The 26,546-nt window shown below is 56.4% G+C and carries 23 protein-coding genes; 8 read left to right on the top strand and 15 right to left on the bottom strand.

The window, feature by feature from the left end:
• Positions 1-131: 131 nt before the first annotated feature.
• Positions 132-1,523: an alpha-amylase family protein gene (locus tag A3220_RS07510; RefSeq protein WP_084812755.1), complete on the top strand. Its 1,392-nt coding sequence runs from the start codon at positions 132-134 to the stop codon at positions 1,521-1,523.
• Positions 1,524-1,657: 134 nt separating this feature from the next.
• Here the strand turns inward: A3220_RS07510 and A3220_RS07515 are convergent, their stop codons facing one another.
• Complete coding sequence (locus tag A3220_RS07515; protein WP_062374171.1) at positions 1,658-4,357, bottom strand: EAL domain-containing protein; 2,700 nt, start codon at positions 4,355-4,357, stop codon at positions 1,658-1,660.
• Between the two features lie 206 nt (positions 4,358-4,563).
• On the opposite strand from A3220_RS07515, the gene A3220_RS07520 reads away from it, so the two are divergent.
• Positions 4,564-6,093 (top strand): GGDEF domain-containing protein, encoded by a 1,530-nt coding sequence (locus A3220_RS07520; protein WP_062374173.1) that lies wholly within the window; start codon positions 4,564-4,566, stop codon positions 6,091-6,093.
• Positions 6,094-6,129: 36 nt separating this feature from the next.
• Here A3220_RS07520 and A3220_RS07525 read toward each other — a convergent pair whose 3' ends face one another.
• The 4 genes from A3220_RS07525 to A3220_RS07540 all read right to left on the bottom strand — a co-directional run bounded on the left by A3220_RS07525 (position 6,130) and on the right by A3220_RS07540 (position 10,091).
• Positions 6,130-7,434, bottom strand: a complete 1,305-nt coding sequence (locus A3220_RS07525; RefSeq protein ID WP_054645047.1) for a TRAP transporter large permease subunit — start codon at positions 7,432-7,434, stop codon at positions 6,130-6,132.
• A 23-nt stretch (positions 7,435-7,457) separates the two neighbouring features.
• Positions 7,458-8,021, bottom strand: a complete 564-nt coding sequence (locus A3220_RS07530; protein ID WP_062374176.1) for a TRAP transporter small permease — start codon at positions 8,019-8,021, stop codon at positions 7,458-7,460.
• 77 nt (positions 8,022-8,098) lie between these two features.
• Positions 8,099-9,085: a TRAP transporter substrate-binding protein gene (locus A3220_RS07535; RefSeq protein ID WP_062374178.1), complete on the bottom strand. Its 987-nt coding sequence runs from the start codon at positions 9,083-9,085 to the stop codon at positions 8,099-8,101.
• A gap of 13 nt (positions 9,086-9,098) precedes the next feature.
• Positions 9,099-10,091 (bottom strand): LysR family transcriptional regulator, encoded by a 993-nt coding sequence (locus A3220_RS07540; protein WP_062374181.1) that lies wholly within the window; start codon positions 10,089-10,091, stop codon positions 9,099-9,101.
• Between the two features lie 527 nt (positions 10,092-10,618).
• Between A3220_RS07540 and A3220_RS07545 the strand changes: the two genes are divergently transcribed.
• From A3220_RS07545 to A3220_RS07555, 3 genes are read left to right on the top strand one after another with little or no spacing between them, the layout of a single operon-like run.
• Entirely contained in the window at positions 10,619-11,371 is a 753-nt protein-coding gene (locus A3220_RS07545; RefSeq protein WP_062374184.1) for a 5-oxoprolinase subunit PxpA, read from the top strand.
• The gene (pxpB, locus tag A3220_RS07550) at positions 11,368-12,072 is read left to right on the top strand and encodes a 5-oxoprolinase subunit PxpB (RefSeq protein WP_062374188.1); all 705 of its coding nucleotides are present in this window, start codon (positions 11,368-11,370) and stop codon (positions 12,070-12,072) included. The genes A3220_RS07545 and pxpB overlap by 4 nt, the downstream gene beginning before the upstream one ends.
• Positions 12,069-13,001, top strand: coding sequence for a biotin-dependent carboxyltransferase family protein (locus A3220_RS07555; protein ID WP_062374191.1), 933 nt, complete (start codon positions 12,069-12,071; stop codon positions 12,999-13,001). Before pxpB ends, A3220_RS07555 begins: the two co-directional genes overlap by 4 nt.
• A 42-nt stretch (positions 13,002-13,043) precedes the next feature.
• Here the strand turns inward: A3220_RS07555 and A3220_RS07560 are convergent, their stop codons facing one another.
• The 6 genes from A3220_RS07560 to A3220_RS07585 form a co-directional block, all read right to left on the bottom strand.
• Positions 13,044-14,567 (bottom strand): sodium:solute symporter family protein, encoded by a 1,524-nt coding sequence (locus A3220_RS07560; protein WP_062374194.1) that lies wholly within the window; start codon positions 14,565-14,567, stop codon positions 13,044-13,046.
• Complete coding sequence (locus tag A3220_RS07565; protein WP_054641039.1) at positions 14,560-14,748, bottom strand: hypothetical protein; 189 nt, start codon at positions 14,746-14,748, stop codon at positions 14,560-14,562. Before A3220_RS07565 ends, A3220_RS07560 begins: the two co-directional genes overlap by 8 nt.
• A 183-nt stretch (positions 14,749-14,931) precedes the next feature.
• A complete protein-coding gene (gene katG, locus A3220_RS07570; protein ID WP_062374196.1) occupies positions 14,932-17,088 on the bottom strand; it encodes a catalase/peroxidase HPI in 2,157 nt (718 codons plus the stop codon).
• A gap of 236 nt (positions 17,089-17,324) precedes the next feature.
• Positions 17,325-18,767, bottom strand: a complete 1,443-nt coding sequence (locus A3220_RS07575) for an NAD(P)(+) transhydrogenase (Re/Si-specific) subunit beta (protein WP_062374201.1) — start codon at positions 18,765-18,767, stop codon at positions 17,325-17,327.
• Between the two features lie 16 nt (positions 18,768-18,783).
• Entirely contained in the window at positions 18,784-20,355 is a 1,572-nt protein-coding gene (locus A3220_RS07580) for a Re/Si-specific NAD(P)(+) transhydrogenase subunit alpha (RefSeq protein ID WP_062374204.1), read from the bottom strand.
• Between the two features lie 240 nt (positions 20,356-20,595).
• Positions 20,596-21,519 (bottom strand): LysR family transcriptional regulator, encoded by a 924-nt coding sequence (locus A3220_RS07585; RefSeq protein WP_062374207.1) that lies wholly within the window; start codon positions 21,517-21,519, stop codon positions 20,596-20,598.
• Positions 21,520-21,688: 169 nt separating this feature from the next.
• Here A3220_RS07585 and speB point away from each other — a divergent pair, with 169 nt between their 5' ends.
• The gene (gene speB / locus A3220_RS07590) at positions 21,689-22,591 is read left to right on the top strand and encodes an agmatinase (RefSeq protein ID WP_062374209.1); all 903 of its coding nucleotides are present in this window, start codon (positions 21,689-21,691) and stop codon (positions 22,589-22,591) included.
• A 229-nt stretch (positions 22,592-22,820) separates the two neighbouring features.
• Here the strand turns inward: speB and A3220_RS07595 are convergent, their stop codons facing one another.
• The 3 genes from A3220_RS07595 to A3220_RS07605 form a co-directional block, all read right to left on the bottom strand.
• Positions 22,821-23,429 carry a hypothetical protein gene (locus tag A3220_RS07595; protein WP_062374212.1) on the bottom strand — a complete coding sequence of 203 codons (609 nt, stop codon included), beginning with the start codon at positions 23,427-23,429 and terminating at the stop codon, positions 22,821-22,823.
• A gap of 228 nt (positions 23,430-23,657) precedes the next feature.
• Positions 23,658-23,972: an IS66 family insertion sequence element accessory protein TnpB gene (gene tnpB, locus A3220_RS07600; protein WP_128082406.1), complete on the bottom strand. Its 315-nt coding sequence runs from the start codon at positions 23,970-23,972 to the stop codon at positions 23,658-23,660.
• Positions 23,972-24,289, bottom strand: a complete 318-nt coding sequence (locus A3220_RS07605) for a hypothetical protein (RefSeq protein ID WP_062374215.1) — start codon at positions 24,287-24,289, stop codon at positions 23,972-23,974. Before A3220_RS07605 ends, tnpB begins: the two co-directional genes overlap by 1 nt.
• A 340-nt stretch (positions 24,290-24,629) precedes the next feature.
• Here A3220_RS07605 and A3220_RS07610 point away from each other — a divergent pair, with 340 nt between their 5' ends.
• Together A3220_RS07610 and A3220_RS07615 are read left to right on the top strand one after the other, a co-directional pair.
• Entirely contained in the window at positions 24,630-25,640 is a 1,011-nt protein-coding gene (locus tag A3220_RS07610) for an ATP-binding protein (protein ID WP_062360835.1), read from the top strand.
• 15 nt (positions 25,641-25,655) lie between these two features.
• Positions 25,656-26,153 carry a hypothetical protein gene (locus tag A3220_RS07615; protein ID WP_062374219.1) on the top strand — a complete coding sequence of 166 codons (498 nt, stop codon included), beginning with the start codon at positions 25,656-25,658 and terminating at the stop codon, positions 26,151-26,153.
• Between the two features lie 9 nt (positions 26,154-26,162).
• Here the strand turns inward: A3220_RS07615 and A3220_RS17425 are convergent, their stop codons facing one another.
• Positions 26,163-26,333: a hypothetical protein gene (locus A3220_RS17425; protein ID WP_164834379.1), complete on the bottom strand. Its 171-nt coding sequence runs from the start codon at positions 26,331-26,333 to the stop codon at positions 26,163-26,165.
• Positions 26,334-26,546: the final 213 nt, after the last annotated feature.

Below are 26,546 nucleotides of genomic sequence, written 5' to 3' on the forward strand. Positions count from 1 at the left end.
TATTACTGACGTTTTCCACAAGTAGGCGCCCTCCTCCTCTTATCTACGCCCCTTAACAGGCTCGCGAGGAGGGTTTGAGTCACCCTGCATACCGTCATGTTATGAGCAACAATGACAACAAAGGTGATCTTATGTTTGCGAAATACTCCGTTGCCCTGGCTGCCAGCGCGACACTGAGCATAGGGCTTTCCGCGCAACCTGCTAGCGCCGACACGTTCGTGCACTTATTTGAGTGGCAGTGGGAAGATGTTGCCCAGGAGTGCGAAAATTGGCTAGGCCCAAAAGGATTTAAAGCCGTACAGGTCTCGCCCCCACAAGAGCACATTCAGGGTGATGCTTGGTGGACTCGCTACCAACCGGTCAGCTATCAACTTGAAAGCCGCAGCGGCTCCAGCGAAGCGTTTGCTGATATGGTGCAGCGCTGTAACGCAGCGGGGGTCGATGTTTATGTGGATGCGGTGATTAACCATGTTGCCCACGGCAAGGGCCAGGGCATTGCAGGCTCCTCTTATGACAATGAAGCACTGAGCTATCCCCATTATCAACGCGACGACTTTCACGAACCCTGCGGCATCGAACAGAGCGACTATGCGCAAAATGCCGAAAGCGTTCGACAATGTCAGTTAGTTGGCTTGCCCGATCTGAACACGAGCGACCCCACTGTGCAGAGCCGTATTACGGATTACTTGGATACCTTGGCAGCACTGGGTGTGAGAGGTATTCGGATCGATGCAGCCAAGCATATGGCACCCAGCGATATTGAGGAAATTCTGGCGCAGGTAGACGCTCCGCTTTATGCCTTTCAGGAAGTCATTGACCTAGGCGGCGAAGCGATCAGTGCCACGGAGTATCAAGGCACGGCGGATATCACCGAGTTTCGCTACGGCGCGTCTCTTGGTGATATTTTCAACAATCAAGCCCTTGCCAACCTTCAGCAGTTTGGCGAATCGCCTGCCCTGCTGCCGAGCGAACAAGCCATCGTATTTACCGACAACCACGATAACCAGCGTGGTCACGGTGCGGGCGGCAGCAATATTTTGACGCATCGGGATGACCAGCTCTATCGATTAGCCAACATGTTTATGCTGGCATGGCCTTATGGTTACCCGAAAGTCATGTCAAGCTACGCCTTTTCTAATAGCGACCAAGGCCCACCGCAAGCCCCCGTCTATCAGCAGGGCGAGGCCCAATGTGGGGAAGCCTGGGTATGCGAACACCGCTGGCCCGAGATTGCCAATATGGTCGCGTTTCGCCAACAAGCCGACGGAGCAGAGGTCACCCACTGGTGGGATAATGGCCATCATCAAATCGCCTTCAGCCGCGAAGCCCAGGGCTTTATTGCGATTAACCGGGAGCAGCAAGCGCTCACCCACACTTTTCAAACCGATATGGCAGATGGCCGCTATCAAAACGTGACGGCTGAAGAGCAATGTATCACGGTGGAGAATGGTCAGCTCACGCTGAATATCCCCGCCATGTCTGCGGCAGCCCTGCACGTCGGTGCTCCTTGCCCAGCCTCATAACTTAGTCATATAGCGGGCTCTGCCAGCAGAGCCCTTCAAGGAGACGCTATGGCCCGACTGGCAAACCTGACCATGCAGTTAAATCACCTTAGCAACAGAGGTAGTTGCGGCTGCCCGCCAATCTAAACGCCGCGCTAGCCGTTTAGCCAAGTGCGGGCAAACTCATCGGCGGGCAGCGGTCTTCCAAACCAGTAGCCCTGGGCCTGATTGCAGCCCATCTCAGCCAGCAGCGCCGCTTGCTCGGCACTTTCAACCCCTTCGGCGAGGGTTTTCATTTCTAATGTGTTCGCCATGGCAATAATCGTTTGCACAATCGCCCGGTCGTGATGGTTATCGAGCATATCGCGCACGAAGGAGATATCGATTTTCAGCGCATCGGCGGCAAAGCGGCGCAGATACGAGAGCGATGAGTAGCCGGTGCCAAAATCATCGATAAACAGTGCGTACCCAGCTTTGCGCATGGCATGAGTAATGATGATGGCTTGATCCGGGTCGCGCATAAAATCGCTTTCCGTCAGTTCCAAGCCAATCGTACTGGGTGAAACGCTGGAGGTAAGCGTCGCAATATGCGCCGTCAGCCGGGGGTCGGCAAACTGCTGCGCGGAGATATTAATCGAAAGCCGTCCCGGCAGCGGCGTGCCCGCCGACTGCCAAGCGCTAAGCTGGCGAGCAGCCTCCTTCAGCACCCAGTCGCCGAGTAAACGAATCAGCCCGCGCTCCTCCGCTAGGGGAATAAACTCACCGGGGCTAACCCAGCCCCATTCGGGGTCGTGCCAACGGCATAGCGCTTCTGCCCCGGTCAGCGTTTGGGTATGTAGATCTACCTGAGGCTGAAAATAGAGCTCAAGCCGCCCTTCTAAAATTGCCCGATGCAGCCGCTCGGTCATCCATTGGCGGCGCTCCAGCGTATGGCGCATGGCCTGGGTGTAGGGGGAGATATTCGTATCACGCTTTTTGGCGTGATGCAGTGCGATGCTAGCCGCGTTGAACAGTTCGCTGACTTTAGCTACATCGCTCGGATAACGCGCGAAGCCAATGCTGACATCCAGGTTAAACACGTGGCGATCCAGACGAATAGGCCGATTCACCAACGCACATAGCTGCTTCACCACCTCATCAAGGCTGGCACGTTCAGTATGGGGGAAAAGGAGCGCGAACTCATCGCCAGAAAGCCGCGCACAGTGGACGCCCGGCAACTCTAAATGGCGTAGTCTTCCTGCCACAGTGGCCAGCAGCTGATCGCCAATTTGATGGCCGTACAGGTCATTAATTTCTTTAAAACGACGCAAATCGAGCAGCAGTAATGCCAGTGGCGACTGCTGCTTTTGGGCCTGCTGGCCCATCTCACGCAGGTGTTCCATAAACTGTACACGGTTCGGCAGCCCCGTGATGCTGTCCGTATAGGCAAGCTGGTGCATATGGCGATGGTCACGCCGTCGCTCTAGCTCAGCTGCGGCTCCGTTAGAGAGAATTTGCAGCACCGATGTGGCGAAGGCATTGGTGGTCAGCGGCGCTTGATAAAACACCATCATCACTCCGATGGCTTCGCCTTTTGCGTTATCTAAGCGTCGACCAATCCATGCCTGCGCACTCAGCGTCGCTCCCGGCAGCGTAAACCGCTGGCCGTGATGCACGACGCTCTCTTGCTCTAACACCACCCGTTCGACGGGGGTGTCACGCAAAAGAAAGGTGTGATTTTTACGGATTTGGCCGTCGACCACTAAGCTTACGGTATGGCCTGTGGTCGCAGGTAATAGGCTATTGGGGTGAGTGTGCTCGCTCTGTTGAGACGGCACAGCTTGGTCTAAGAGGGCAATAAAGCCCGCATCGGCTTCTAACAGCGTGGTGAGTGTAGAAATAAGCTGCTGAAAGTAGCCATCCCCTACCCGCGAGGTGACGGTTGAGGCAACTTGCACCACCGCCTGCTGCACCCGTTGTGCCTCTTGCTGGTCGGTCACGTCGGTAATAAAACCTTCCAGGCAGAGCACGTCGCCCTCATCGGAAAAAATGGCCTGCCCTTGCCCCCACAGCCAGCGTTCGCTGCCGTCGCGATGGCGAATGCGGAACGTCACGCAATAAGGGCGTCGCTGATGAATGGCGGACTGCACGGCTTTAACCAGCCGGTCGTGGTCTTCTTTGTGGATTAAATTCGCAAAACTGGTGATGCGACTATTCTCAAGCTCATCAGGCCGATAGCCAGTCAGCGCTTCAGCGCCCTTGCTCACTAGCTGCATGGTCCAGTCGTTATCATTCAGGCAGCGGTAAGCCATACCCGGCAGGTGATTGAGCAAGGTGTTCAGCCGGCGCTCGCTCTCTTTGGCAGCGGCCTCGCTTTTGCGTAGCGCATTTTCCGCTTGGCGACGCCCTAATTCAGCGCCAGCTTGGGCGGCCGCAATACGCAGAATTTCATTTTCCAATCCATCAAACTGTATTGGCTGATTGTGGAGCACTGCCAGCAGACCAATGGCGGTGCCATCTGGGGCGAATAGCGGCAACCCCATATAGCTATCGGCACCGAGCTGGCTTAGGAGATCGTCTTCTGGAAAGCGGGATTGCACATCGCAGGCGTACAGACAGGGCTCATGGCCCACCACGGTTTCGCAGGGCGTGCCCGCAAGAGGGTAGGTAATATTGGCCTGCAGGGCACCGCTTGACCAAACGGCCAAGGTTTCGGCTATATTAGCTTCAGTGACCACGGCGACCAGTGCGTGGTCGACATTGAGTAGACGAGCCAGCTGTTCCACCAGCGTAGCAAAGAAGTTGGGATGGCCACTGCGCCCAAAACCTTCCGCTAGCTGACGAAAAATCTCTGCTTCTTCTTTGCTTGTGTGCATCGTCGCACTCGCTTATGTCGTTGTAGAGCAGGCTAAGCTTTGCCACTGTTTTAACAAAGCACAGCGACGTTTGCACCATAAACAGCTATCTTATGGAAGAACACTGGGGCCATAAACGATATCGGCCACCCCTAACATTATGTTAGAAACATCTATCGATATTATGTTGACTGCCCGCTTCGCTGCATGGCATTTGAGGAGACACTATGACGGGGCCTAATGCCGTCAGCGAAACACTCTACACCTCGCTGACTGACCAGCTGCCCAGCTTTCTTAGCAGCGCGCTGCTTCAGTGTAACCAGCTGCCTACTCTACCGGCGGTCGCCCTGAACATCTTGGATATCTCTCGGGGCGCTGAGGCTACCTTGAGCGACTATGCCAGTGCCATCGAACATGACCCCGCGTTAACAGCACGGATCATGAGCGTAGCCAATAGCGTCCACTACCTGCGCTCGGCTCAGCCCCCACACACGTGTTTTGATGCCACACAGCGCATAGGGCTAGATGTCACCCTGGCTACCGTATTGAACTTTTGCCTGTTTGAAAACGATCATGGCGCACGCGGTCGCTTACCGTTTTGGCAGCGATCTATCACGGCGGCCGTCGCCGCCAGCTATCTCGCACAGCAGCTTTGTCCTCACCAATCAGGCAGCGTATTCACCACGGCGCTGCTGCAAGATATTGGTATTTTAGCGTTACAAACCGCTTACCCCGGCGACGCAGAGCGACTCTACGGCATCGAGAATACCTCTCATCAACACATTATGCAGGTGGAAAAGCGCTATTTTGGCTGCCACCACGCCCTTGTGGGCGCTTGGTTGCTGGCGAAATGGGGTGCCCATGACAGCTTGATTCACGCCATTCAACACAGTCACGATGGCCTGGATACGGAAGATAACGCGGCACTTTGCCTACGCATCTCCGGCGCCATCGCGGATGCTTGGTTATCGGCGAACCCTGCCGATGCTTTAGCCGGCGTGATGCGCCAGCTCAACGCGTTAACCCCATCAAGCGAGTGGGCCATGTCGGGGCTGTTGGCCCATTTACAGCAAACCCTTCCACCGCTGATGGAGACACTCGGGCTGGGCATGCCGGTCACCGTTGATAGCGTCGCCCTGCTAAAAGAGGCCCAGCAGCGGCTTTTTGAACACACCTTATCACTGAGCGCACGCTTAGATGCTCAGCAAAAAGCGCGGGAAACGCTGCTCAACGATTATGCCGAGCTGCAACAGCGCAGCCGGCTCGACCCGCTAACCCAATTAGCGAATCGCGCTTGGCTAGAGGAGCAGTTACGGGAACGCTTCCGCCTTTGCCTCACAACCGAACGAACCATGTCGGTGGTGTTTATCGACCTGGATCATTTTAAGGTGCTGAATGACCGATATGGTCATCAGGCGGGTGATCAGGTGCTGGCTCACTTCGGCAGGATGCTCGCCTCGTTAATTCGCGTGGGCGATCTTGCAGGCCGCTATGGTGGTGAAGAGTTTCTGGTGATTCTTCCCGATGAAGATGCCGAGGGTGCTCGGCGCTTTGCTGAGCGTATTACCCGGCGGCTGCAGGAGCGGCCCATGGCCCGAGTAGACCAAGAGCCGCTTTACGTGTCCGTATCGATTGGCGTGGCCTGCCTCACCGACGGCGGGTTTGGAGATGAACGGGAGCTTATCGACGCCGCCGATCAAAGCATGTACTTCACCAAGCGCTCTGGCCGGGGCGGTGTATCGGTTTATGGCCACTAACCCCGCCGCTTGTCGGCGGGGCGGTGGAGTAAAGGTTTAGCTCGTCATTGCGTAGGGAAGATAGAGCGCAATGCTGGGGAAGATATGCATAAGCGCAATGGCCAGCATCATCAGCAGGAAGAAGGGCAGCGTGGCCTTGGTAATGGTCAGAATATCTTTGCCGGTTAACCCCTGAATCACAAACAGGTTAAATCCAACCGGCGGTGTGATTTGCGACATCTCCACCACAATCACCAAGTAGATACCGAACCAAATCAGGTCAAAGCCTGCCGCGCTGACCACCGGCATGATAATCGCCGTCACCAGTAGGATGAGCGAAATACCATCCAGAAAGCAGCCCATGATGAGTAGCAGCAACGTGAGCGCAATCAGCAGCATGGTGGGCGACAGCCCCATTTCACCAATCGCCTGAGCGAGCTTCATGGGTACCTGGGTAAAGCCCATGGCTGAGGTTAAAAACGACGCCCCGGCAATAATAAAGGCGATCATGCAGGCCGTGCGTACCGCAGCAAACAGCGAATCGGTAAAAATCGCCCGATTAAAGTGGCCGTTGAACCGAGCAATGATCATCGACAGCACCACGCCAACCGCTGCCGCTTCCGTCGGCGATGCCAGCCCGCCGTAAATCGACACGATAATCCCACCGATCAGCAGCAAAATAGGCACTAACGCCCAGGTATTGCGCAGCTTTTCAGCAAAGCTCATATCGGATTCATCAGCGCCGGTCAGGCCGTCACGGTTGCCTTTCAGTAGCGCCCAGAGCACCAAATAGGCCATGAACAGCGCCAAGATCATCAAGCCTGGGCCAATGCCCGCCATAAACAGCCGCGAGATGGATTGCTCAGTAACCACCCCGTAGACGATCAGCACGATCGAGGGTGGAATCAGCAGGCCCAGGGTAGAGGCACTGGCCAGCGTCCCGATAGCCATATTGCTGTCGTAGCCCCGGCGCTCCAGTTCCGGCAGGGTCATTTTGCCCACCGTGGCACAGGTAGCCGCCGACGAACCGCACACCGCCGCAAACATGCCACTGCCAATGATATTGGTATGCAGCAAGCGGCCCGGCAGACGGTTCAACCAGGGTGAAAGTCCACGGAACATATTGTCCGCCAGCCCCGAGCGAAACAGAATCTCGCCCATCCAGATAAACATCGGCAGCGCGGTTAAATCCCAGCCGTAGCTTGCGCCCCAAAAATCGGAGGCCAGAATCGGGCCAGGGTCAAAAGGGCTGAAAAATTGCAGCGCTATCCACGCTGTGCCTATCAAGGCAAAGGCAATCCACACCCCGCTGCCCAGCAGCAGCACCAGGGTAAAAATAGTCGCTAAACTTAGTAGTAGCACGAGGGTATCTCCCGAGTAGCCGCTTAATGCGCTTCGTTATCGTCGATGGAAGTGGCTTCGCGGAAGCTTGACGGGTCGCGTATGGCAATGCGCCCGGCCATCCACAGCGCTTCTAACAGCGCCAGGGCCAGCAGCCCTACCCCAACGGCCAGCACCACCTGGGGGATCCACAGGGGAATCGACAAAAAGCCCGACGAAACATCGTTGTACTCTAGGCTTTCCCTCGCCAAACCAATCAGGCCGTAGGTCAGTAGTACGCTGATAACCAGCGCAATAATCAGCCCAAACACCTCAAACCACACGCGCACCGCAGAAGGCAGGCGTGAAATCAGTAAGGTCACGCGGATATGGGCATGATGAACAAAGGTGTAGGCCAACCCAAGAAAGGTGGCGCCTACCAATAAATAGGAGGCCATTTCCGAGACGCCGGTAATGCTGACACCGAGCCGCTCCTGGCCGACCAATACCAATAGCGCATCCACTAAACGGAAAGTGACCTGAAGCGCGATCAGCGCACAAATCGCCACCATGCACGCTGCTGCGCCCCAGGCACCGAGGCGGTAGAGTTTGTCGAATTTAAACGTCATGTTCGCAGTCTCACAGAGCGCGTGGAGAAAGGGGCAGCACACAGGCTGCCCCCGAGGATTAACACAGCACCGGAAGGTTAGTTGCTACGCTGGGCACGATACGTTTCCAGCGCTTGCTTGGCTTCGTCATCCGCACGGGACTGCCAATCGGCAAATAGCTCATCACCTGCGGCTTGCAGCGCGGCGGCAACGTCAGCATTAGGCTCGGACACGCTGATGCCGTTCTCTTTCAGAGCTGCCAGGCTTTCATCGTTGTTGTCACGGCTCATCTGCCAGCCACGCTCTTCGGCACGCGCCGCTGCTTCCATCAGCGCTTCTTGAGTGGCTTCATCTAAGCGGTCAAAGCTGCGCTGGCTGATAAACACGATATTCTTCGGCAGCCACAGGTTGGCGTCGGTGTAGTCGGTGACGTAGTCCCACGCGGCCATGGAGTTACCGGTGGAGCTTGAAGTAATCATCGCGTCGACGCGGCCAGTGCTGAAGGCAGTGGGGATATCCGACTCTTCGGTTTCGGTCGGGCTGCCGCCTAGGTTATCAACGAAGCGCTGGGTGTTGATGTTTGGTGCGCGTACGCGCAGCCCATCAAACTGGGCTGGGTCAGTCAGCGGCTCGGCAGTATAAATGCCCTGAGCAGGCCATGCGACGGCGTAGAGCGGAATCAGCCCCTCATAGGCGAATAGCTCAGTAATCATCGGCTTAGTGGCTTCCCACAGCGCATAGGCATCATCGTAGCTACCGGCGACACCGGGCAGCGTATCGACTTCAAAAATCGGGTCGTCGTTAGAGAGAATCGAGAGGAACACTTCACCGGCATCAATCGTGCCACGACGCACAGACGGTTTGATTTCGCCGTGAGACACCAGCGAACCACCGCTATGGACAGTAATGGTGAGTTCGCCGTCAGTGGCTTCTGCCACATCTTCCGCGAACTGCTTGGTGTTTTGGGTGTGGAAGCTGGCATCCCCGTAGGGCGTGGCCATGGTCCACTCGGCGGCCTGAGCCGTGGCGGCGGCAAGGCTGCACGCCGTGGCAAGAAGCAGGGGGGTCGCAATGCGAGTACGCATAGGTAAAGTCCTCTTATTCATAGGGATGGAGGTGCTGCACAGGGGTGGAGGAGGCGGCGCTAGGGGTCACCCAACGCCCGGTAAAACACGTGTTAGTAATCTCGGTATGCTTTTCAGCGGCATACTCTAGCGCGCACTCCTGCGCCAGGCGGCCAACGCCACGGCAGAAGCGTGGATGATTTGCACTGCGCCAAATAACATCATAGTGCATGGCCGGTAACGGCGTGGGGAGCGCTAAACGATACAACTCCCCACGCCGCCACTCATCCAGCACGGTGGCTACTGGTAGCGCGCCGATACCCAGCCCTTCCGTGGTTAAACGCACAATCGTCATCAGCGTGCTCACACTATGAATACGCGGCTGTTGAACACCTTGGTCGGCTAAATAACGCACTAACTCTTCATACGGACGCGCTAGCTTGCCAAAGGAGATAAACGGCAGCGTTGAATGCCAAGCATCGGGGCGTTTGCTTAACATCTGGGCGTGTCGAGGTGAAACAAACATCCCCATTTCATAGGGGCTGAGCGTCTCATGGTCAATTTGCTCTGAAGGCAGGTAGCCGTTCATGGCTAGCAGAATATCCAGCTCATTGCTGTTCAGCCGCTCGTTCAGCGCCGGGGAGTAATCCACGGTGAGCTCAATAATCAACCGCGGGTAGCGCTCGGTGAGCCGCTGCATAAACGTGGGGAACCAACTGTGAGCAATGGTTTCAATCGTGCCCAGGCGCAGCGGGGCGGAAAAGTCTTCTTCACTATCGAAAAGTTTAAGGGCTTCATCGCGCTGGGCCAGCATACGTTCGGCATGCAGGAAGAACTCCCTACCACGCATAGTAGGCTGAATAGGCCGCGCCGAGCGCTCAAGCAGTAGCTCGCCCACCGTGCTCTCTAAACGCGAGATACGCTCAGATATCGACGGTTGCGTAATGTGTAAACGCACCGCCGCTTTACGAAAAGAGCCAAGTTTCACCGCCCAAACAAAGGCGTCGAGTTCCTTAAAATCCAGCATCGTGCTTAACCAGCCTGTAATGAAGCATTCACGGGAAGCACAGCGTCAAGCGCCTCCACCACGCCACACACCATGGTCTCCCATCGTGAGGCATTGATATGCAAATGTAAGTGAAACATGTCGTGTTGGGCACGGACATGCTGTCGCGGGGCTGGCAACCGCATGTGGTACTCCTCGAAATCACCCTTTCATTGCCATTTTTATTGGTGGCGCAACGGCGCTACATCAGGCGGATAAGGGCATCTCTTTTGTAATCTTTTTTGAGTCGCTTTATTTAGTTGATAATCGTATAGCGCCCTAGCGTCAACTATTTTTCCACTAAATAACAGCATGATAGGAAGCACCGATACTTAATATCGCTAAAAACGATTGGCACTTGTGACGCAGGCTCCATATATTATTTTTGCGCTAACAACACCATAAATAGGCTCATTAATACGTCATCACTATGAGCAAATAGACTGACTCATTTGGCTAATGAATAGCGATATCAATTACTAACAACACACAACCCGGCAGGAGACGTTATGGCGATTCCGCTGCTTAACTGCGATATGGGCGAAAGTTTCGGCAACTGGTCGATTGGCTTGGACGCTGAGGTCATGCCCCACGTTGACTGTGCCAACATTGCCTGCGGCTACCACGCATCCGACCCCCATGTGATGCGCAAGACGGTGGCGCTTGCCGTCCAGCATGGCGTCAAGATCGGCGCGCACCCCGGCTATCCCGACTTGATGGGCTTTGGCCGCCGTTCCATGGCCTGCTCGCCGGCCGAAGTGGAAGACATGATGCTCTACCAGATCGGCGCGCTGGCAGGCATTTGCCAAGCGGAAGGCACCGCACTTAGCTATGTCAAACCCCACGGGGCGATGTACAACGACATGGCTGCCAATCTGGAATTGCTGGAAGGCGCCATGCGCGCCGTGAAGGCATTCGATGCCCGCCTGCCGCTCATGGTGATGGCCACCGCCAACCCAGAGCCGCATCGTCAATTAGCGGAAAAAATGGGCGTGACGCTGTGGTTTGAAACCTTCGCTGACCGCGCTTATGAGGCCACTGGGCATCTCGCGTCTCGCCGCCTGCCGGGGGCTGTGCATCACGACCAAGCCACTATCGTCGCCCAAGCCGTTGCCCTGGCCAAAGGCGAAGCGCTGACCGCCCGGGATGGCAGCGCCTTGCAGTTGCCCTGCGACACGCTCTGCGTGCATGGCGATAACCCCGAATCCGTGGCCGCCGTGCGCGCCATTCGTGAGGCCTTTACGGCGCTGGAGTCCGCGTGAAACTGCGCTTAGAAACGGCGGCGATGGACGCCCTGACGGTGCGCCTGTTCGATGCCATTGATGAAAGCAATATGGCGTGGATCATGGCCGCTGACGAGGCGCTGCGGCGCGCCTTTGATCACGCGCTGATTGATCTCATCCCGTCATACACCACCCTGCTGGTGCATTACGACTGCCAGAAGCTCACTTTTGCCCAGGCCACGACGCTGGTGCGTAGCGCACTGCGCAATCTCACGCCCGCCGATGCCCAAAAGGGCCAGCTCCACGAAATCCCCGTATGGTACGACGAGAGCGTTGGACCGGAGCTGCCCACCGTTGCCAAGCGCGCTGGGCTCAGCGTCGAGGCGCTGATTGAGCGCCACTGCAGCCACGACTATTGCGTGTTTGCACTGGGCTTTGCCCCTGGCTACGGCTTTATGGGCCTGGTAGATGAGGCCATTGCCACGCCGCGTTTAAAAACGCCCCGCCGCCGCGTGGCGGCCGGAAGCGTGGGCATTGCCGACCGGCAAACCGCCATTTACCCCCTGCTTTCGCCGGGCGGCTGGAACATTCTTGGCAGAACGGCCGTGCCGCTTTTCGAGCACGCCAAACGTGGCGAGCCGCTGCTGCGACCGGGCGATAAAGTGCGCTTTAAGGCGATATCCCAATCAGAATTTGAAGCGGCTGGGGGCGATACCACCCCGCTGGAGGAGCGGTCATGAGCCACCCCATGTTGACCGTAAAGCAAGCCGGACCGCTGGCGCTGATTCAAGATGCGGGCCGCTTCGGCGTCGGCCACTTAGGCGTGACTCAGGGCGGTGCCGCCGACTGGATCGCCTTCCGCTGGGCCAACTGGCTACTGGGCAACCCGCTGGAGAGCGCCGCGCTGGAAATCGTCATGGGCGGCAACCTCACCCTGGTGGCCAATAGCGACGTGCGCCTTGCCCTCACAGGAGCCGACCTTGCCGCTACGCTGGAGGGCCAACCGCTGGCGCCCAACGACAGCTTTGTAATGCAAGCGGGCCAAACGCTGGTCTTTCGCCAGCCGAAAAAGGGCCTGCGCGCGTACCTCGCCTTTCCTGGCGGGCTTGATGCGCCAATCGTGCTAGGCAGCCAAGCCTGCTCGGCAAGAGAGCACATCGGCGGCCTGCACGAAGATGGCAAACCGCTTAAAACCGGCGACCAGCTCACCTGGAAAGGCAGCAGCGCCACGCCGCGTCAGTTGCCCCAAGGCACTCAGCTTCCTCTGCCTGATGCAGTAGACACCGTGCTGGACATGGTGCTGGGCTCCCAGGCCGCGCACTTTGCCGGGCGCAGCCTGTTCGATGCCTTCAACCAGCCCTGGACCGTGGACCAACGCGCCGACCGCATGGGCATTCGACTGACCGGCAAAGCGCTGAACAGCCGCCTGGGCGGTATCGTCTCCGAGGGCATTCCGTTAGGGGCCGTGCAGATTCCTCCCGATGGCCAACCGATCATCCTGATGAACGACCGCCAAACCATCGGTGGCTACCCGCGTTTGGGTGCTTTAACCCCCATGGCCTGCGCCCGCCTCGCCCAGTGCCTGCCGGGCACCAAGGTGCGCTTGCAGCCCATCAGTGCGACGCAGGCGCAGGCGGCCTACAGAGCGCAGTTATTGAAGTGGCAGTAAGGCTAAAAAGCCCCTCATCAGGGGCTTTTATCGCTAGGGTGCCTAATGAGCCGCTTGCTTGGTCGCCGGGTCATTGGCAGTGCGACGCTGCTGTGTACCCAACTCTTCCGCGATGGCGGCAAAGAAAGCATCGGTAGAGTCTTGATGAGGCTTGGTCACAAGACTAACGCCAACAAACAGCACACTCGCGACCACAATGCCCCATACACCGGCAGGCAGGCCCAACAGTGAATTGCCGGTGGCATACATCAGCAGCACAAAGGCGCTGGTACCCACCACGCTGGTCAGTGCACCGGCAGCCGTGCCGCGCTTCCAATAGAAAGCACCGATCAGCGCAGGCACCATAGCCACCAAGCCCGATGAGGCGGCCACCGACAGCACCGCAATCAGGTCAAGCTGCAGCTCTGCGAAGGCCAGCGCCATCAGTGCAATCACCGGCACTACACACTTACCCACCAGCAGTTGTCGCTTTTCACTAACGCTGGGTTTGAGGTTGGCATAGACGTCGCGGGAGACCATGGACGCCAGCGTCAGCATGATTGAATCGATCGTGGAAACGGCGGCGGCCATAATGCCGATCATCACTATCACGCCTAATACGGGCGGCACAAACTCTGAGGCCAGTAGCGTGGGCGTGGCTAAATCGGCGCGCTCTAGGCTAGGGAAAGCAGCCAAAGCCGAGAACCCCCAAAGCACCGAAACGAGGGTGTAAATAAAACCGAACACCAAAAAGCCAATCAGCATGTGGCGCATCGAGCGCAGCGACGAGGGCATGAAAAGACGCTGGCTGACCTGCGGATTTGAAAGGCTAAAGAAGAACCAGGGAATGGTGAGCCCCAAGAAGGTGACAAAGCTGAATAGTCCTGGGCCAGGTACCGTCAGGGACTGCGGGTGCTCCGTTGCCAGCGTATCGAAGAGCGCACCAAAACCGCCCAGATTTTGAATCACCAGAAAGGCTACCAGGGTAGAGGCCACAATCATCATGATGGCCTGGAGCGAGTCGGTCCACATGACCGAACGAATCCCCGCGATATAGGAGAAGAAAATGGCGATCACCGTGGCTAGCACGACCCCGGTGGTAAAGGTAATGGCGCCATCAGTAATACCCTGCAACAGGTAGCCGACACCAGCGAGCTGAACGGCGGAATAAGGGATCAGGAAGATACAGCTGGCAATCGACACGGCCATGGCCACCTGCTTGCTATGGTAGCGGTGGCTCAGCATCTCGCTGGGCGTCACGTAGCCAAACTTTTTGCCAACTGCCCAGAATTTAGGGCCGAACACCGCCACCAGCGAGACACCGGCAAAATAGATGATTTCAAAACCGAAGGCGCCCACGCCGCCCGCATAGGTCAGGCCAGCCAGGCCCACCATCATAAAGGCGCTATACGTCGTGGCACTGTAGCTCAGCGCCGAGACAAACCCGTTCATTTGGCGGTTACCCAAAAAGTAGCCGGACATGCTTTCTGAACCGCCTTTCGCCGGGCGTTGGCGCGACAGAATAGCAATGCCTATGGCCACTAATAAGTAGATAGCAATGGACCACCAAATGAGCGACTCAGTCATCGCTATGTTCCTTAAAGTCTGTCGTAATAAACACGTTCAGAGCAATGATGGCCACCCCGGCCACGGCCCAAAACAAAAAGCTGCCGTACCATCGCGACACGTCGCTTAACAGCGTGTAAGGCACTAAATAACTTAACAAGACAACGGCCCATACTAGCCATATCCATTTACTGCGTTTCATCGTCGATCTCGTATTGTTACGTCGGTGGAAAAGCACGCGCTACTGTAGCAAAGCTGACGGACCAGCAGTGCCTAGGCACGCTTTCGCCAGCATACGGCTTAACTATGCTGCTTGCCGATGCAGAAATACAAAAAAGGCACCCAAAATAGGGTGCCTTAGATAGTGCGACTTGCGGTTGCTGACTTACGACGCGACGTCGAAACGGTCGGCGTTCATCACTTTGGTCCAGGCGGCGACGAAGTCTCTGACGAACTTCTCGCCGTTATCGTCCTGGGCGTACACTTCTGCGTAAGAGCGCAGCAGCGAGTTGGAACCAAATACCAGATCCACCCGCGTGGCGGTCCACTTCACGGCACCGGTCTTGCGGTCGCGGATTTCGTAGGCGTTGTTACCTACCGGCTTCCAGCTGTTCCCCATATCGGTCAGGTTCACAAAGAAGTCGTTGGTCAACTGGCCTTCACGATCGGTGAATACGCCGTGTTTGGTGCCACCATAGTTGGTGCCCAGTACGCGCATACCGCCCAGCAGCACGGTCATTTCCGGGCCGGTTAAGCCCATCAGCTGCGCACGATCCAGCAGCATCTCTTCCGGCTTCACCACATACTCTTTCTTCTGCCAGTTGCGGAAGCCATCGGCCAGCGGCTCCAGCGGTGCGAAGGAGTCTGCGTCGGTCATCTCAGCGGCCGCATCGCCACGGCCTTTCAGGAAGGGAACGCGTACATCGTAACCTGCTGCTTTCGCGGCTTTCTCGATGCCTACGCTACCAGCCAGAACGATCACGTCCGCGATGCTAGCGCCGGTGTCGGCGGAGATCTGCTCGTAGACGCTGAGCACTTTCGCCAGGCGCTCCGGCTCGTTGCCCTGCCACTCGTTCTGTGGGGCCAAGCGAATGCGGGCACCGTTAGCACCGCCGCGCATGTCGGAACCGCGATAAGTACGGGCACTGTCCCAAGCGGTGGAGACCATCTCACTAATGCTCAGGCCACTTTGTGCAATTTTCTGTTTGACCACTTCTTCACAGTAGTCGGTGTTACCTGCCGGAATCGGGTCTTGCCAAATCAGGTCTTCTGCCGGCACTTCCGGGCCGATGTAACGTGATTTCGGGCCCAGGTCACGGTGCGTCAGCTTGAACCAAGCTTTCGCGAAAGTCTTCTTGAAGTACTCCGGATCGGCCATGAATTTTTCGCAGATAGCGCGATAGGTCGGATCTACCTTCATCGCCATATCCGCATCGGTCATGATCGGGTTGTGGCGAATAGAGGGGTCGCTGGCGTCAACCGGCTTGTCTTCCTCTTTGATGTCAATCGGTTCCCACTGGTGGGCACCGGCAGGACTCTTTCTCAGTTCCCACTCGTAGCCGAACAGCAGGTCAAAATAGCCCATATCGAATTTCGTGGGGTTGGTGGTCCACGCACCTTCAATGCCCGAGGTCACGGCGTTGCTCGCCTTGCCCTGCATGTTGGGGTTGCCCCAACCTAAGCCCTGGTTTTCAACGTCAGAGGCTTCTGGCTCAGGGGCTAACGCAGAGGCATCGCCATTACCATGGCATTTACCGACGGTGTGGCCGCCAGCTGTGAGGGCTGCGGTCTCTTCGTCGTTCATCGCCATACGGGCGAAGGTTTCGCGCACCTGCTGTGCAGTTCTCAGCGGATCAGGCTGGCCGTTAACACCTTCCGGGTTCACATAGATCAGACCCATCTGGACAGCCGCCAGCGGGTTTTCCATAGTCTCTGGCTTGTTCACGTCGCCGTAGCGTTCGTCAGAAGGTGCCAGCCACTCTTTTTCGTCACCCCAGTAGATATCTTTTTCGGGTTCCCAAATATCGACGCGGCCGAAAGAGAAGCCGTAAGCAGGTAAGCCCATGGACTCATAAGCCACGGTGCCAGCCAGAATCATCAAGTCTGCCCAGCTGATTTTGTTGCCGTACTTCTTCTTGATCGGCCACAGCAGACGGCGCGCTTTATCCAGGCTGACGTTGTCCGGCCAGGAGTTGAGCGGTGCAAAACGCTGGCTGCCGGTACCGCCGCCCCCACGGCCATCAGCAATACGGTAGGTGCCTGCGGAGTGCCAAGCCATACGGATCATCAAACCGCCGTAGTGCCCCCAGTCAGCGGGCCACCACTCTTGGCTATCGGTCATCAACGCGTGGACATCTTTCTTCAGCGCGTCGAAATCGAGCTTGCGTACTTCTTCACGGTAGTTGAAATCCGGATCCATCGGGTCTGATTTGCGATCTTGCTGATGCAAAATATCCAGGTTCAACCCTTCCGGCCACCAATCTTTGTTGGAAGTACCGGTCGAGGTGTTACCACCGTGCATGACAGGACATTTACCGCTCATAGCTCTCTCCCTTATTGCTCTATGCCTTGGCGATACCAAGGGAACAAATGCTCTGCATCATGGCTGTACGCAACTGTGTCGACGCCAGCGGATGCGGTATTCATGTCTTACAGTTTTAAAGCACCTTCCCGATAGTCACAATTTGCATTTAATCACCAAGCTGATAGCTATTAGTAATCAAACGTGAAGCGGAGCGCTAAGCGCTCCGCTCCATGCCAGTCTACCGCTTCACTGAATTACTCCACCAGTGGTAACAGCGCATTTAAGCTATCGCGGGCATCGCCGTAGAACATTCGCGTGTTCTCCTTGAAGAATAGCGGGTTCTCAATGCCCGAGTAGCCAGTGCCCTGGCCACGCTTGCTGACGAACACCTGCTTCGCTTCCCATACTTTGAGCACCGGCATCCCCGCGATGGGGCTGTTGGGGTCCTCTTCGGCGGCAGGATTGACGATGTCGTTGGAGCCGATGACGATGACCACGTCGGTACTGGCAAAGTCGTCGTTGATCTCGTCCATTTCCAGCACGATATCGTAAGGCACCTTAGCTTCCGCCAGCAGGACGTTCATATGGCCTGGCAAGCGCCCAGCCACGGGGTGAATCCCGAAGCGGACGGTTTTGCCAGCGGCGCGCAGCTTGCGGACTAAATCACTCACCGCCGTTTGCGCTTGGGCCACCGCCATGCCGTAACCCGGCACGATGATGATGCTGTCGGCGTCGTTCAGTGCGGTAGCGACGCCATTGGCGTCGATGGAGACCTGCTCGCCTTCGATTTCGGCAGCGGGGCCAGTAGTGCCACCAAAGCCGCCTAGAATCACGCTGACAAAGTTGCGGTTCATCGCCTTACACATAATGTAAGAGAGAATTGCACCAGAGGAACCCACCAGCGCACCGGTCACGATCAGCAGGTCGTTGGAGAGCGTGAAACCAATCGCCGCCGCCGCCCAGCCGGAGTAGCTGTTCAGCATCGAGACCACTACCGGCATGTCCGCTCCGCCGATGCCCATGATCAGGTGGTAGCCGATAAAGAACGCCAACGCCGCAATCACCAGCAGCGTCCAGAAGCCTGCGCCGTTGAGGTACATAATCGCCAACAGCAGCGAGAGCGCCGCCGCACCCGCATTCAGCATATGGCCGCCGGGCAGCTGCTTGGGCTTACCGTCCACCTTGCCCGCCAGCTTACCGAAGGCAATCACCGAACCGGTGAACGTCACCGCGCCAATGAAGATACCCAGCACCACCTCGATTTGCAGAAACATCAGCTCATCGGGGGCTTTGGTTGCCACCAGTGCCGCAAAGGCGGAGAACTGGTCCAGCGATGCTTCAGCGGCGCGGGCAGCCATCACACGGCGGCGTTCTAGGTCTGCGCTCCAGGCCACGAAAACCGCTGCCAAGCCCACAAAGCTGTGCAGCGCGGCCACGAGCTGGGGCATTTCGGTCATCTCAACCTTGCCCGCTACGTAAGCACCAATGGCTGCGCCAATCAGCATCATCGGGATAAGCCACCAGTAGCCGCCGATACCGGGGCCGAACGAGGTGAAAAACACCGCCAGCGCCATACCGACAATGCCGTACCACACGGCGCGCTTGGCTTTTTCCTGGTTACTCAAGCCGCCCAGCGACAGAATAAACAGCACGCTTGCCGCAATCGCTGCGGCAGATACGAATCCTTGCTCTAACATATCGTCTCTCCGCCGCTTAGGATTTTTGGAACATGGCCAGCATCCGGCGTGTTACCAGGAAGCCACCCACGATATTGATTGATGCGATTAACACCGAAATAGCCGCCAGCACGCTAACCACCGCGCTGCCCGAGCCAATCTGCAGGATCGCTCCCAAAATAATGATACCGGAAATGGCGTTAGTGACCGCCATCAGCGGTGTATGCAGCGAGTGGCTCACTTTCCAAATCACCTGGAAGCCGATAAAGCAGGCCAGCACAAACACAATAAAGTGCTGCATAAACGAGGCAGGAGCGACTAACCCCAGTAGCAGCATCAGCGCGCCGCCCACTGCCAACATGGTCACTTGGCTCTTCGTTTGCGCTTTGAAGGTGGCAAGCTCAGCGGCTTTCTTCTCTTCTGGAGTCGGCGCTTTCTCTTTTTTCTTCGGCTTGGCCGCGCCAATGGCTTTGACCTTCGGCGGCGGCGGTGGGAAGGTGATCTCCCCTTGGTGAGTCACCGTGGCCCCACGAATCACGTCGTCTTCCATATTGTGATGGATAACGCCGTCTTTCTCAGGGGTAAGGTCGGTGAGCATGTGGCGAATATTGGTGGCGTAGAGCAGTGAGGCCTGTGTCGCCATGCGCGAGGGGAAATCGGTATAGCCGACCACTATCACGCCGTTATCGCTTACCACCCGCTCATCGGGCTTGGTCAGGTCGCAGTTACCGCCCTTCTCGGCGGCCAAATCCACGATCACCGAACCGGGTTTCATGGCGGCGACCATGTCTTCCAGCCAGAGCTTGGGCGCGGGCTTGCCGGGAATCAGTGCCGTGGTAATCACGATATCCACGTCCGGAGCCTGTTCGCGGAAGCACGCCAGCTGCTTTTCGCGGAACTCAGGGCTTGAGGGGGCCGCGTAGCCACCGCTCTCGGAGCCGTCCTGGCTCTCGTCGAAATCAAGGAACAGGAACTCAGCGCCCATGGATTCGATCTGCTCAGAAACCTCAGGGCGCACGTCAAAGGCGCGCACTACGGCGCCTAGGCTGGTCGCCGTGCCAATCGCCGCCAAGCCCGCCACCCCAGCACCGATCACCAGTACTTTCGCAGGCGGCACCTTGCCCGCCGCCGTCACCTGACCGGTGAAGAAGCGGCCAAAGTTATTGCCCGCCTCGATCACTGCGCGGTAGCCCGCAATGTTGGCCATGGACGACAGCGCATCCATCTTCTGCGCCCGAGAAATACGCGGCACCATGTCCATCGCGATCACGGTAGCGCCTTGGGCTTTGCACTTCTCCAGTAACGCTTCGTTTTGCGCGGGCCAGAAGAAGGCAATCAGCGTTTGACCTTCACGCAGCCGCTCGGCCTCTTCATCAGAAGGCTCGCGGACTTTAATGACCACCTCAGCGTCGCGCCAAAGCGCGTCGGCACTCTCCGCCACGGTCACGCCAGCATCACGATAAGTGTCGTCATTAAAACCCGCTGCCAAGCCGGCACCTGTTTCGATGAGGCATTCATGGCCCAGCTTCTGCAGGTGCTTTGCGCTCTCGGGGGTCAACGCGACTCGCGCTTCTCCCCGAGCAATCTCTTTCGGTGCGCCTATTTTCACACGCTTTCTCCCTTGGTTTGTCCGCGTTCAGCGCCCAATCCCTTGCAGCCGGGTGGTTGCCCCAACGTCTTTGGGCGCTGTCTACTCACTATTATCTACTCACTATTGCCTATTCACTATTGCGCGAAAAAATGCGCCAGATAGCAGTTTAGGATCTAATGCCGAGCCCGCCAGTGACCATTCAACCTTTGATTCAACTGTGTTGTTTATCTACAACACAACGACATACACGTCATTTTTCTACCGGCTAGCACTCTGTGCAAACGCGGTCAGCTCGTCATAGAGCCACACGTTTTCAGGGGCATTGGCGTAGAGACTATGCTGGATCAGTGTCATGGTTAAGGCGGGTAGTTCTTCAGGTGGGGCAACCATGCGAACAGGCAGCATCGCGACAAAGCGCTCGGCCATTTGCCGGGGTAAGGTAATAATGGCGTCGGTGAGCGCCACCACCCGCGCGGCGGCGATGTAGTTGAGGTTTTTCGAGATCACCCGGCGGCTCAGCCCATGCTGGGCTAGGCAGCTCTCAATGCGGCTGGGCAGCAGGCCGCTGATATCGGCAAGCTCCACATGGGGCTGGCGGGCAAACTCCTCTAGCACCAAAGCGTCGCCTACATGAGGGTTCTGCTGGGCGGCTAGGCACACCAGCTCTTCATGCATCCAGGGCGTTTGCACCACGCCGCTAGGGAGCGATGACTGGCGATCCAGCCCTACCACCATGTCTACTTGGCGCTGCTCTAGGGCTTCGCTTAGCACTTCTGGGGTAATCAACTCAATGGAGAAACTAATGCCCGGCGCATAGCCCAACAGCTGGCTAAGAAACGCCGGATACATGACCTCTTCGAAGTAGTCGGTGGTCGCCAGCGTAAAGCGCCGAGTGCTGGTGGCGGGCGCGAACGTGGCGGGTGGAGCCAAGCCCGCTTGCAGCGCCGCCAACGCCTGCTGCACCACTGGCAACAGCGCCATGGCGCGGGGCGTGGGCTGCAGGCCCTGATCGGTGCGCACCAGCAACGGATCGTCGAGCGCTTCTCGCAGGCGCTTGAGGGCATGGCTTAGCGCTGGCTGGCTTAAATGCAGTTTTTCGGCAGCGCGGGTGACATGGCGCTCGCGCATCAGCGTCTCAAACACCAGCAGAAGATTTAGATCAAAGTGGCGAAGCGAACGCATAGCACCTCACTATTCATAGTGTGAATGATTTCATTCTAAACATTCATTTCATTCATCTCGAAAAATTCCTTATCGTCGCGCTTCCTTGAGCATCCCCGCCCGCGCTTGCCACCCTTTTCTTACTGTTGCACACCATAGGAGTACACGTTAGGTGACCCCATCTCAGATCATGCCCAGCCTGTTTGGTGACGTTATCTCCACGTTTATGGGCGTGCCCAAAGCTACCGACCCCAACGCCACCGATGCCGAGGTAGTGGTCAGTGGTGTACCGTTTGACCTAGCCTGCTCTGGCCGTTCAGGCACGCGTATGGGGCCGAACGCGATTCGCCAAAGCACCGCTAACCTGATTTGGGAAGGCAAGCGCTGGCCGTGGGATTTTGCTCTGGAAGATCGCCTTCGGGTGTGCGATGCCGGCAACCTGGATTACGCCTACGGCGAGCCGGAAAGCCTGGTAGACAACCTGGAAACCCACGCTATGCGCTGGTTGAATGCAGGCAAAAAGATGCTGACGCTGGGCGGTGACCACTACATCAGCCTACCGCTGCTACGCGCCCATGCCCGTGAACATGGCCCGCTGGCACTGATTCACTTTGATGCCCATACCGATACCTATGAGCAAGGCACACGCTTTGACCACGGCACGATTTTCCACCACGCCTTGCAGGAAGGCTTGGTCGTGCCGGAGCACTCGCTGCAAATCGGTATTCGTACCAGCTATGACCGCAACAACCACCCTTACGAAGTGCTGGACGCCGACTGGGTGAACGACCACGGCCCGGCGGCAGTGCTGGAGCGCATTCGCGCGCGGGTTGGCCATCACCCAGCCTACGTGACGCTGGACATCGACGGCCTGGACCCCGCCTTTGCGCCGGGCACCGGCACGCCGGTATGCGGCGGTATGTCCACCGATCTGATGCTGAAAGTAATGCGCGGCATGGTGGGGATGGAGCTGGTGGGTATGGACCTAGTGGAAGTGAACCCCGCCTACGACCACGGCGACATTACCTCACTGGCCGCCGCGACGCTGGGGCTGGAGTTTTTGTATGTGCTGGCGGCGTCTAAGCGCGGTTAAACGCGTAAGGCAAGGAAGTTCACCTTGGCGATGATGCCAAGGCGGATCAGCTTATGCAGTAGGCGGAGGAGTACGGGAATGTTCATAGCCGCTAACCTAGGCATTAAGCAAACCGCCTAGCGGTATGTTCGTCTACACGTAGATTCATCTACCTTAAAGCCCACCAACGCGGTGGGCTTTCGCTACACTCCAGAAACCAAGCACCACGCCCACAGCGCAACAGTGTTAGCTACACCTTCGCTTTACCAGCAATTACCGACTGAAACCCAGCTTCCGTGATGGGCTGTTTTTCGGCATCCACCACCTTACCACCGATACGCGCCAGCTCTTTCGCTAGCTTTACCAAACGCACTAGCTGCAGCTTGTTCGGCGTAGCATTCGGTGACGTTTTGATCATTTTCACCGTTACGCCTTTTATCGGAAAATCACCATTACCCTGGTTGAAAGAGGGCAACGTGCCCGGCGGATAAGCATTAGCAATAAGCAGCGGGTTACGCGGAGAATCACCCGCTAGCGTAAACGTTCTACTGCTGCTCTCATACACTGCACCGGAGGAAGCCAGCACAATACTTAGGCGCTCATTGCTGGCCATAGAAGGGTCATCAAACATCACAAACAGCCCCCAGGCACCGGCATTTTCATCTACTAACACAGGGGTATCAGCAGGCGTGTAGGGGCTGGATGGAGTCTTCGGCAGCGATTTAGAACCCTTGGCAGTACGAAACGTGACGCCTAGTGTATGCCCGCTTAACAGCAAATATAACACCACTATGCCGCAGGTAAGGCAGAGCCAGATCGACAAAATGGCGAGTGTGAGGACTAATTGTGTGGAATCCACCGCCGACTCTCTTCTCATGGGTGTGATAAGCACGGCCTAGGTGTACAACTGGGCCGTGCAGCCAATTTGGGTCTATCAACCCCATAGCATACACCAAACACCCCTAAGTATATTTTAACATAAACTCGATTTACGCGATAAATGTCTTACCTACTTACTCGTACAACAACCCTTTCGTATGCACCCGCTGCTGTTTTATCGCGTCGTCCAAAATCGTCGTAAGCGCCATTAAACCGCCCCACTTGCCCTAACCGTATTGAGCCGCTTTTTTTGAAGCAGGCAGCTCTGCATTCCAGGGCAAGAGAGCTTCCAGCTGTTCGAGGGTAACTGCATCACAAAGCCGTTGTCTTCCCACATCAGACACTTAATCTTGTTGCGCTGCCGGTTGGTGAACGCATAAAGCGCGCCGGAGAACGGACTGTGCCCCAGCTCCTGCTCGACAATCAACGCCAGGCCGTTGGCCTGCTTGCGGAAATCGATGGGCTGTCGATACAGGTATATCTCCGGCAGGTCCCAGGAGGGGCGCAGATAGCGGTGGCGCATTACAGTTGCCTCAGCACGGCACCGAGCAACTCCACATTGCCGGCGTGCAGGCCGGTGATCGAGACGCCGCCGGGCAATGACACCGTTAATCCTTCTGACGACTCCGGACCAGGCACTGCCGATACCTTGGCAAACCCAGGCGACGACACGGGTTGCTCCGGAAACGACGCCTCCGGTTCGGTCAGCTTTTTACGCCAATAAACAAAGCGGCAATAAGTCAGTGATTGCTGCTGGCAGTAGGCCATGCCGGACAAACCGGACGCCTGCCAGTCTTCGATACGTTGCTGCCAGAGCCGTCTGCGTTCGATGTGTGTCATGCTGATTCCTCCTGGTGTTTATGAGGAAATCAGTGTGGGCAATTTCAGGGCGTGGCTGTAGGTGCCGATTTACGGGCGCTTATGCTGGGGTCGTATTGCCACGCCAATCTCCTTATTATCTTACGCTTTGCTTTTTTGCCAGTTTACCTGGGGTACACGTTGACCAACAGCGCAGTAACCACCAAAACAGGTCACAGCTTAGCGTTTAAAACATAAAAAAAACGCCACTTACGAGGCGCCTACACCGCGAACAGTTCCTTGCCGTTATCTTGTGATTACCCTCATAACGACGTAAATTCTTAATTAGAAGATGGCTACCCCGCTAAAAGAGGCACCTCACATGATCGCAACCTGCGAATTGAGCGATTTTGGCCCCATTACCTCGTTCAATACCGAGGGCTTTGACAACCTCAACCTTATCATCGGAAAAAATAGCAGCGGTAAAACATGGCTACTGAAACTGCTTTATGCCGTTATCCGCTCACAAGAAGAGCATGGCCGAGGAGATGATAATCGCGAATTTTACGAGGTGCTCAGCGATAAGCTTTACTGGACTTTCCAAACAGACCACCTGGGTGATTTAGTTAAGAAAGGCAAACAGAACCGTCTTAAACTCGCCACCACGATGCAAGATGGCGGCCAACTGACAGTGGAGTTCAGCGCCACCACCAGCAAGCAGGTGAAGCCCAGCCACAACACGCTGTTGCCACGCACCGATAATACGATCTTTTTGCCCCCCAAGGAGGTGCTATCGCTGTGGAACATTATCCTTAAAAGCGCGCTACAAGACCGCACCTTCGGCTACGATGCCACCTATTCAGACCTTGTTCTCGCATTACAAAACCAACCGCAAAAAGGTCGTAATTACGATAGTTTTTCCCAGTCACGCTCCATGCTAGAGGCCATGTTTCAAGGGCGGGTGGTCTTTGAAGACAATCAGTGGATTTACAAACAAGGCCACGCCAAATACTCCATCCATGGCACTGCCGAAGGTATCAAAAAAATCGCCATACTGGACACGTTGCTGGGTAACCGCTTTTTAAGCCCTCACTCAGTGATCTTCATTGATGAGCCGGAATCCGCGTTACACCCGACCGCGATTATCAAGCTACTGGATATTCTGGGCCTATTAGCCAAGCAAGGTATCCAGGTGTTTATGGCCACTCACTCGTATTACGTGGTGAAAAAAATGGTGTTAATGGCCAAGCAAACACAAAAGCGCATTCCATGCTTTATGCCCAATGACGACGGGGTATGGTCAGAAAGTTGCCTATTACGTGATGGCCTGCCCGACAACGACATTATCAACGCCTCGATTCGTCTCTTCGAAGAAGAGTTTGACGGCATTTAATCGCGAGCGACTGGCATGATAAAGATTCAAGAATCAGGCCTAACCTTTGGCCCCTTTATAGATGATGATCTGCTTTATATAGAAAAGCACCCGCCACAGCGCTTAAAGCAGCAGGTAAAACTCTGCGAGTTTGTTTGGTGGAATACCGCCAAACAGCAACTGGTGGCGGTTGAAGCCAAAAGCTCAGTGCCAGACGCCACCAACGACCCAGATGCCTATGCAGCGTTCTGGCGTGACATCAACGAAAAATTCGACAATGCGTTTCAGATGATAACGTTAGCCGCGCATGATCGTCCTCAACACACTACAAGCACACTCCCTGCCTCCTTTCAAACGCTGCCATGGCCTACGATGTCTATTGTGATGTATGTCGTGATACCCAAAGTACCTGATAAATTCCTAGCGATGCTGACCGACAAACTACGCGCAGAAATGAGCGTTAAGCAACGTTTGTGGCAAGCCGAGATGTTTGTAATTAACCGCCAAAAGGCAGCGAAAAAGCAGTTGGTATAGTCAAACTGTTTAAAAAATATTATTCAACACAAACCTTTTATTTAAATCTTCACCTGTTTTAATATTACCTGAATCCGTGAAGCCGGCGCCGACACTTTCCCTATCACCGCCAGCGAGCACTTTTTGATCATTCGCCCCGTGCAAGTTGGCTTTCGCAAGCCCGTTATTGCCAAAACCCACCGTGCTGATCGGTGCTGACGGCCCGTTTTGTCATGCCTTTCCACCCGCCAGGCACGACATATCTGGCGATCGCGTGTCGCTTGGAACTGCTTGTGGATAGAGTGTCGCCGATTGACGGTCAGCATGGCGTTCCTCGTGGATAACGCAGTCGGCTCCGCAGCGTCTTGAGCACCGTCATGCGCCCGATATCCTGCCCGAAGTCGAGGATGATCT

The organism is Halomonas sp. KX33721 (assembly GCF_001596805.1).
In the GTDB taxonomy this organism is placed as follows: domain Bacteria; phylum Pseudomonadota; class Gammaproteobacteria; order Pseudomonadales; family Halomonadaceae; genus Vreelandella; species Vreelandella aquamarina.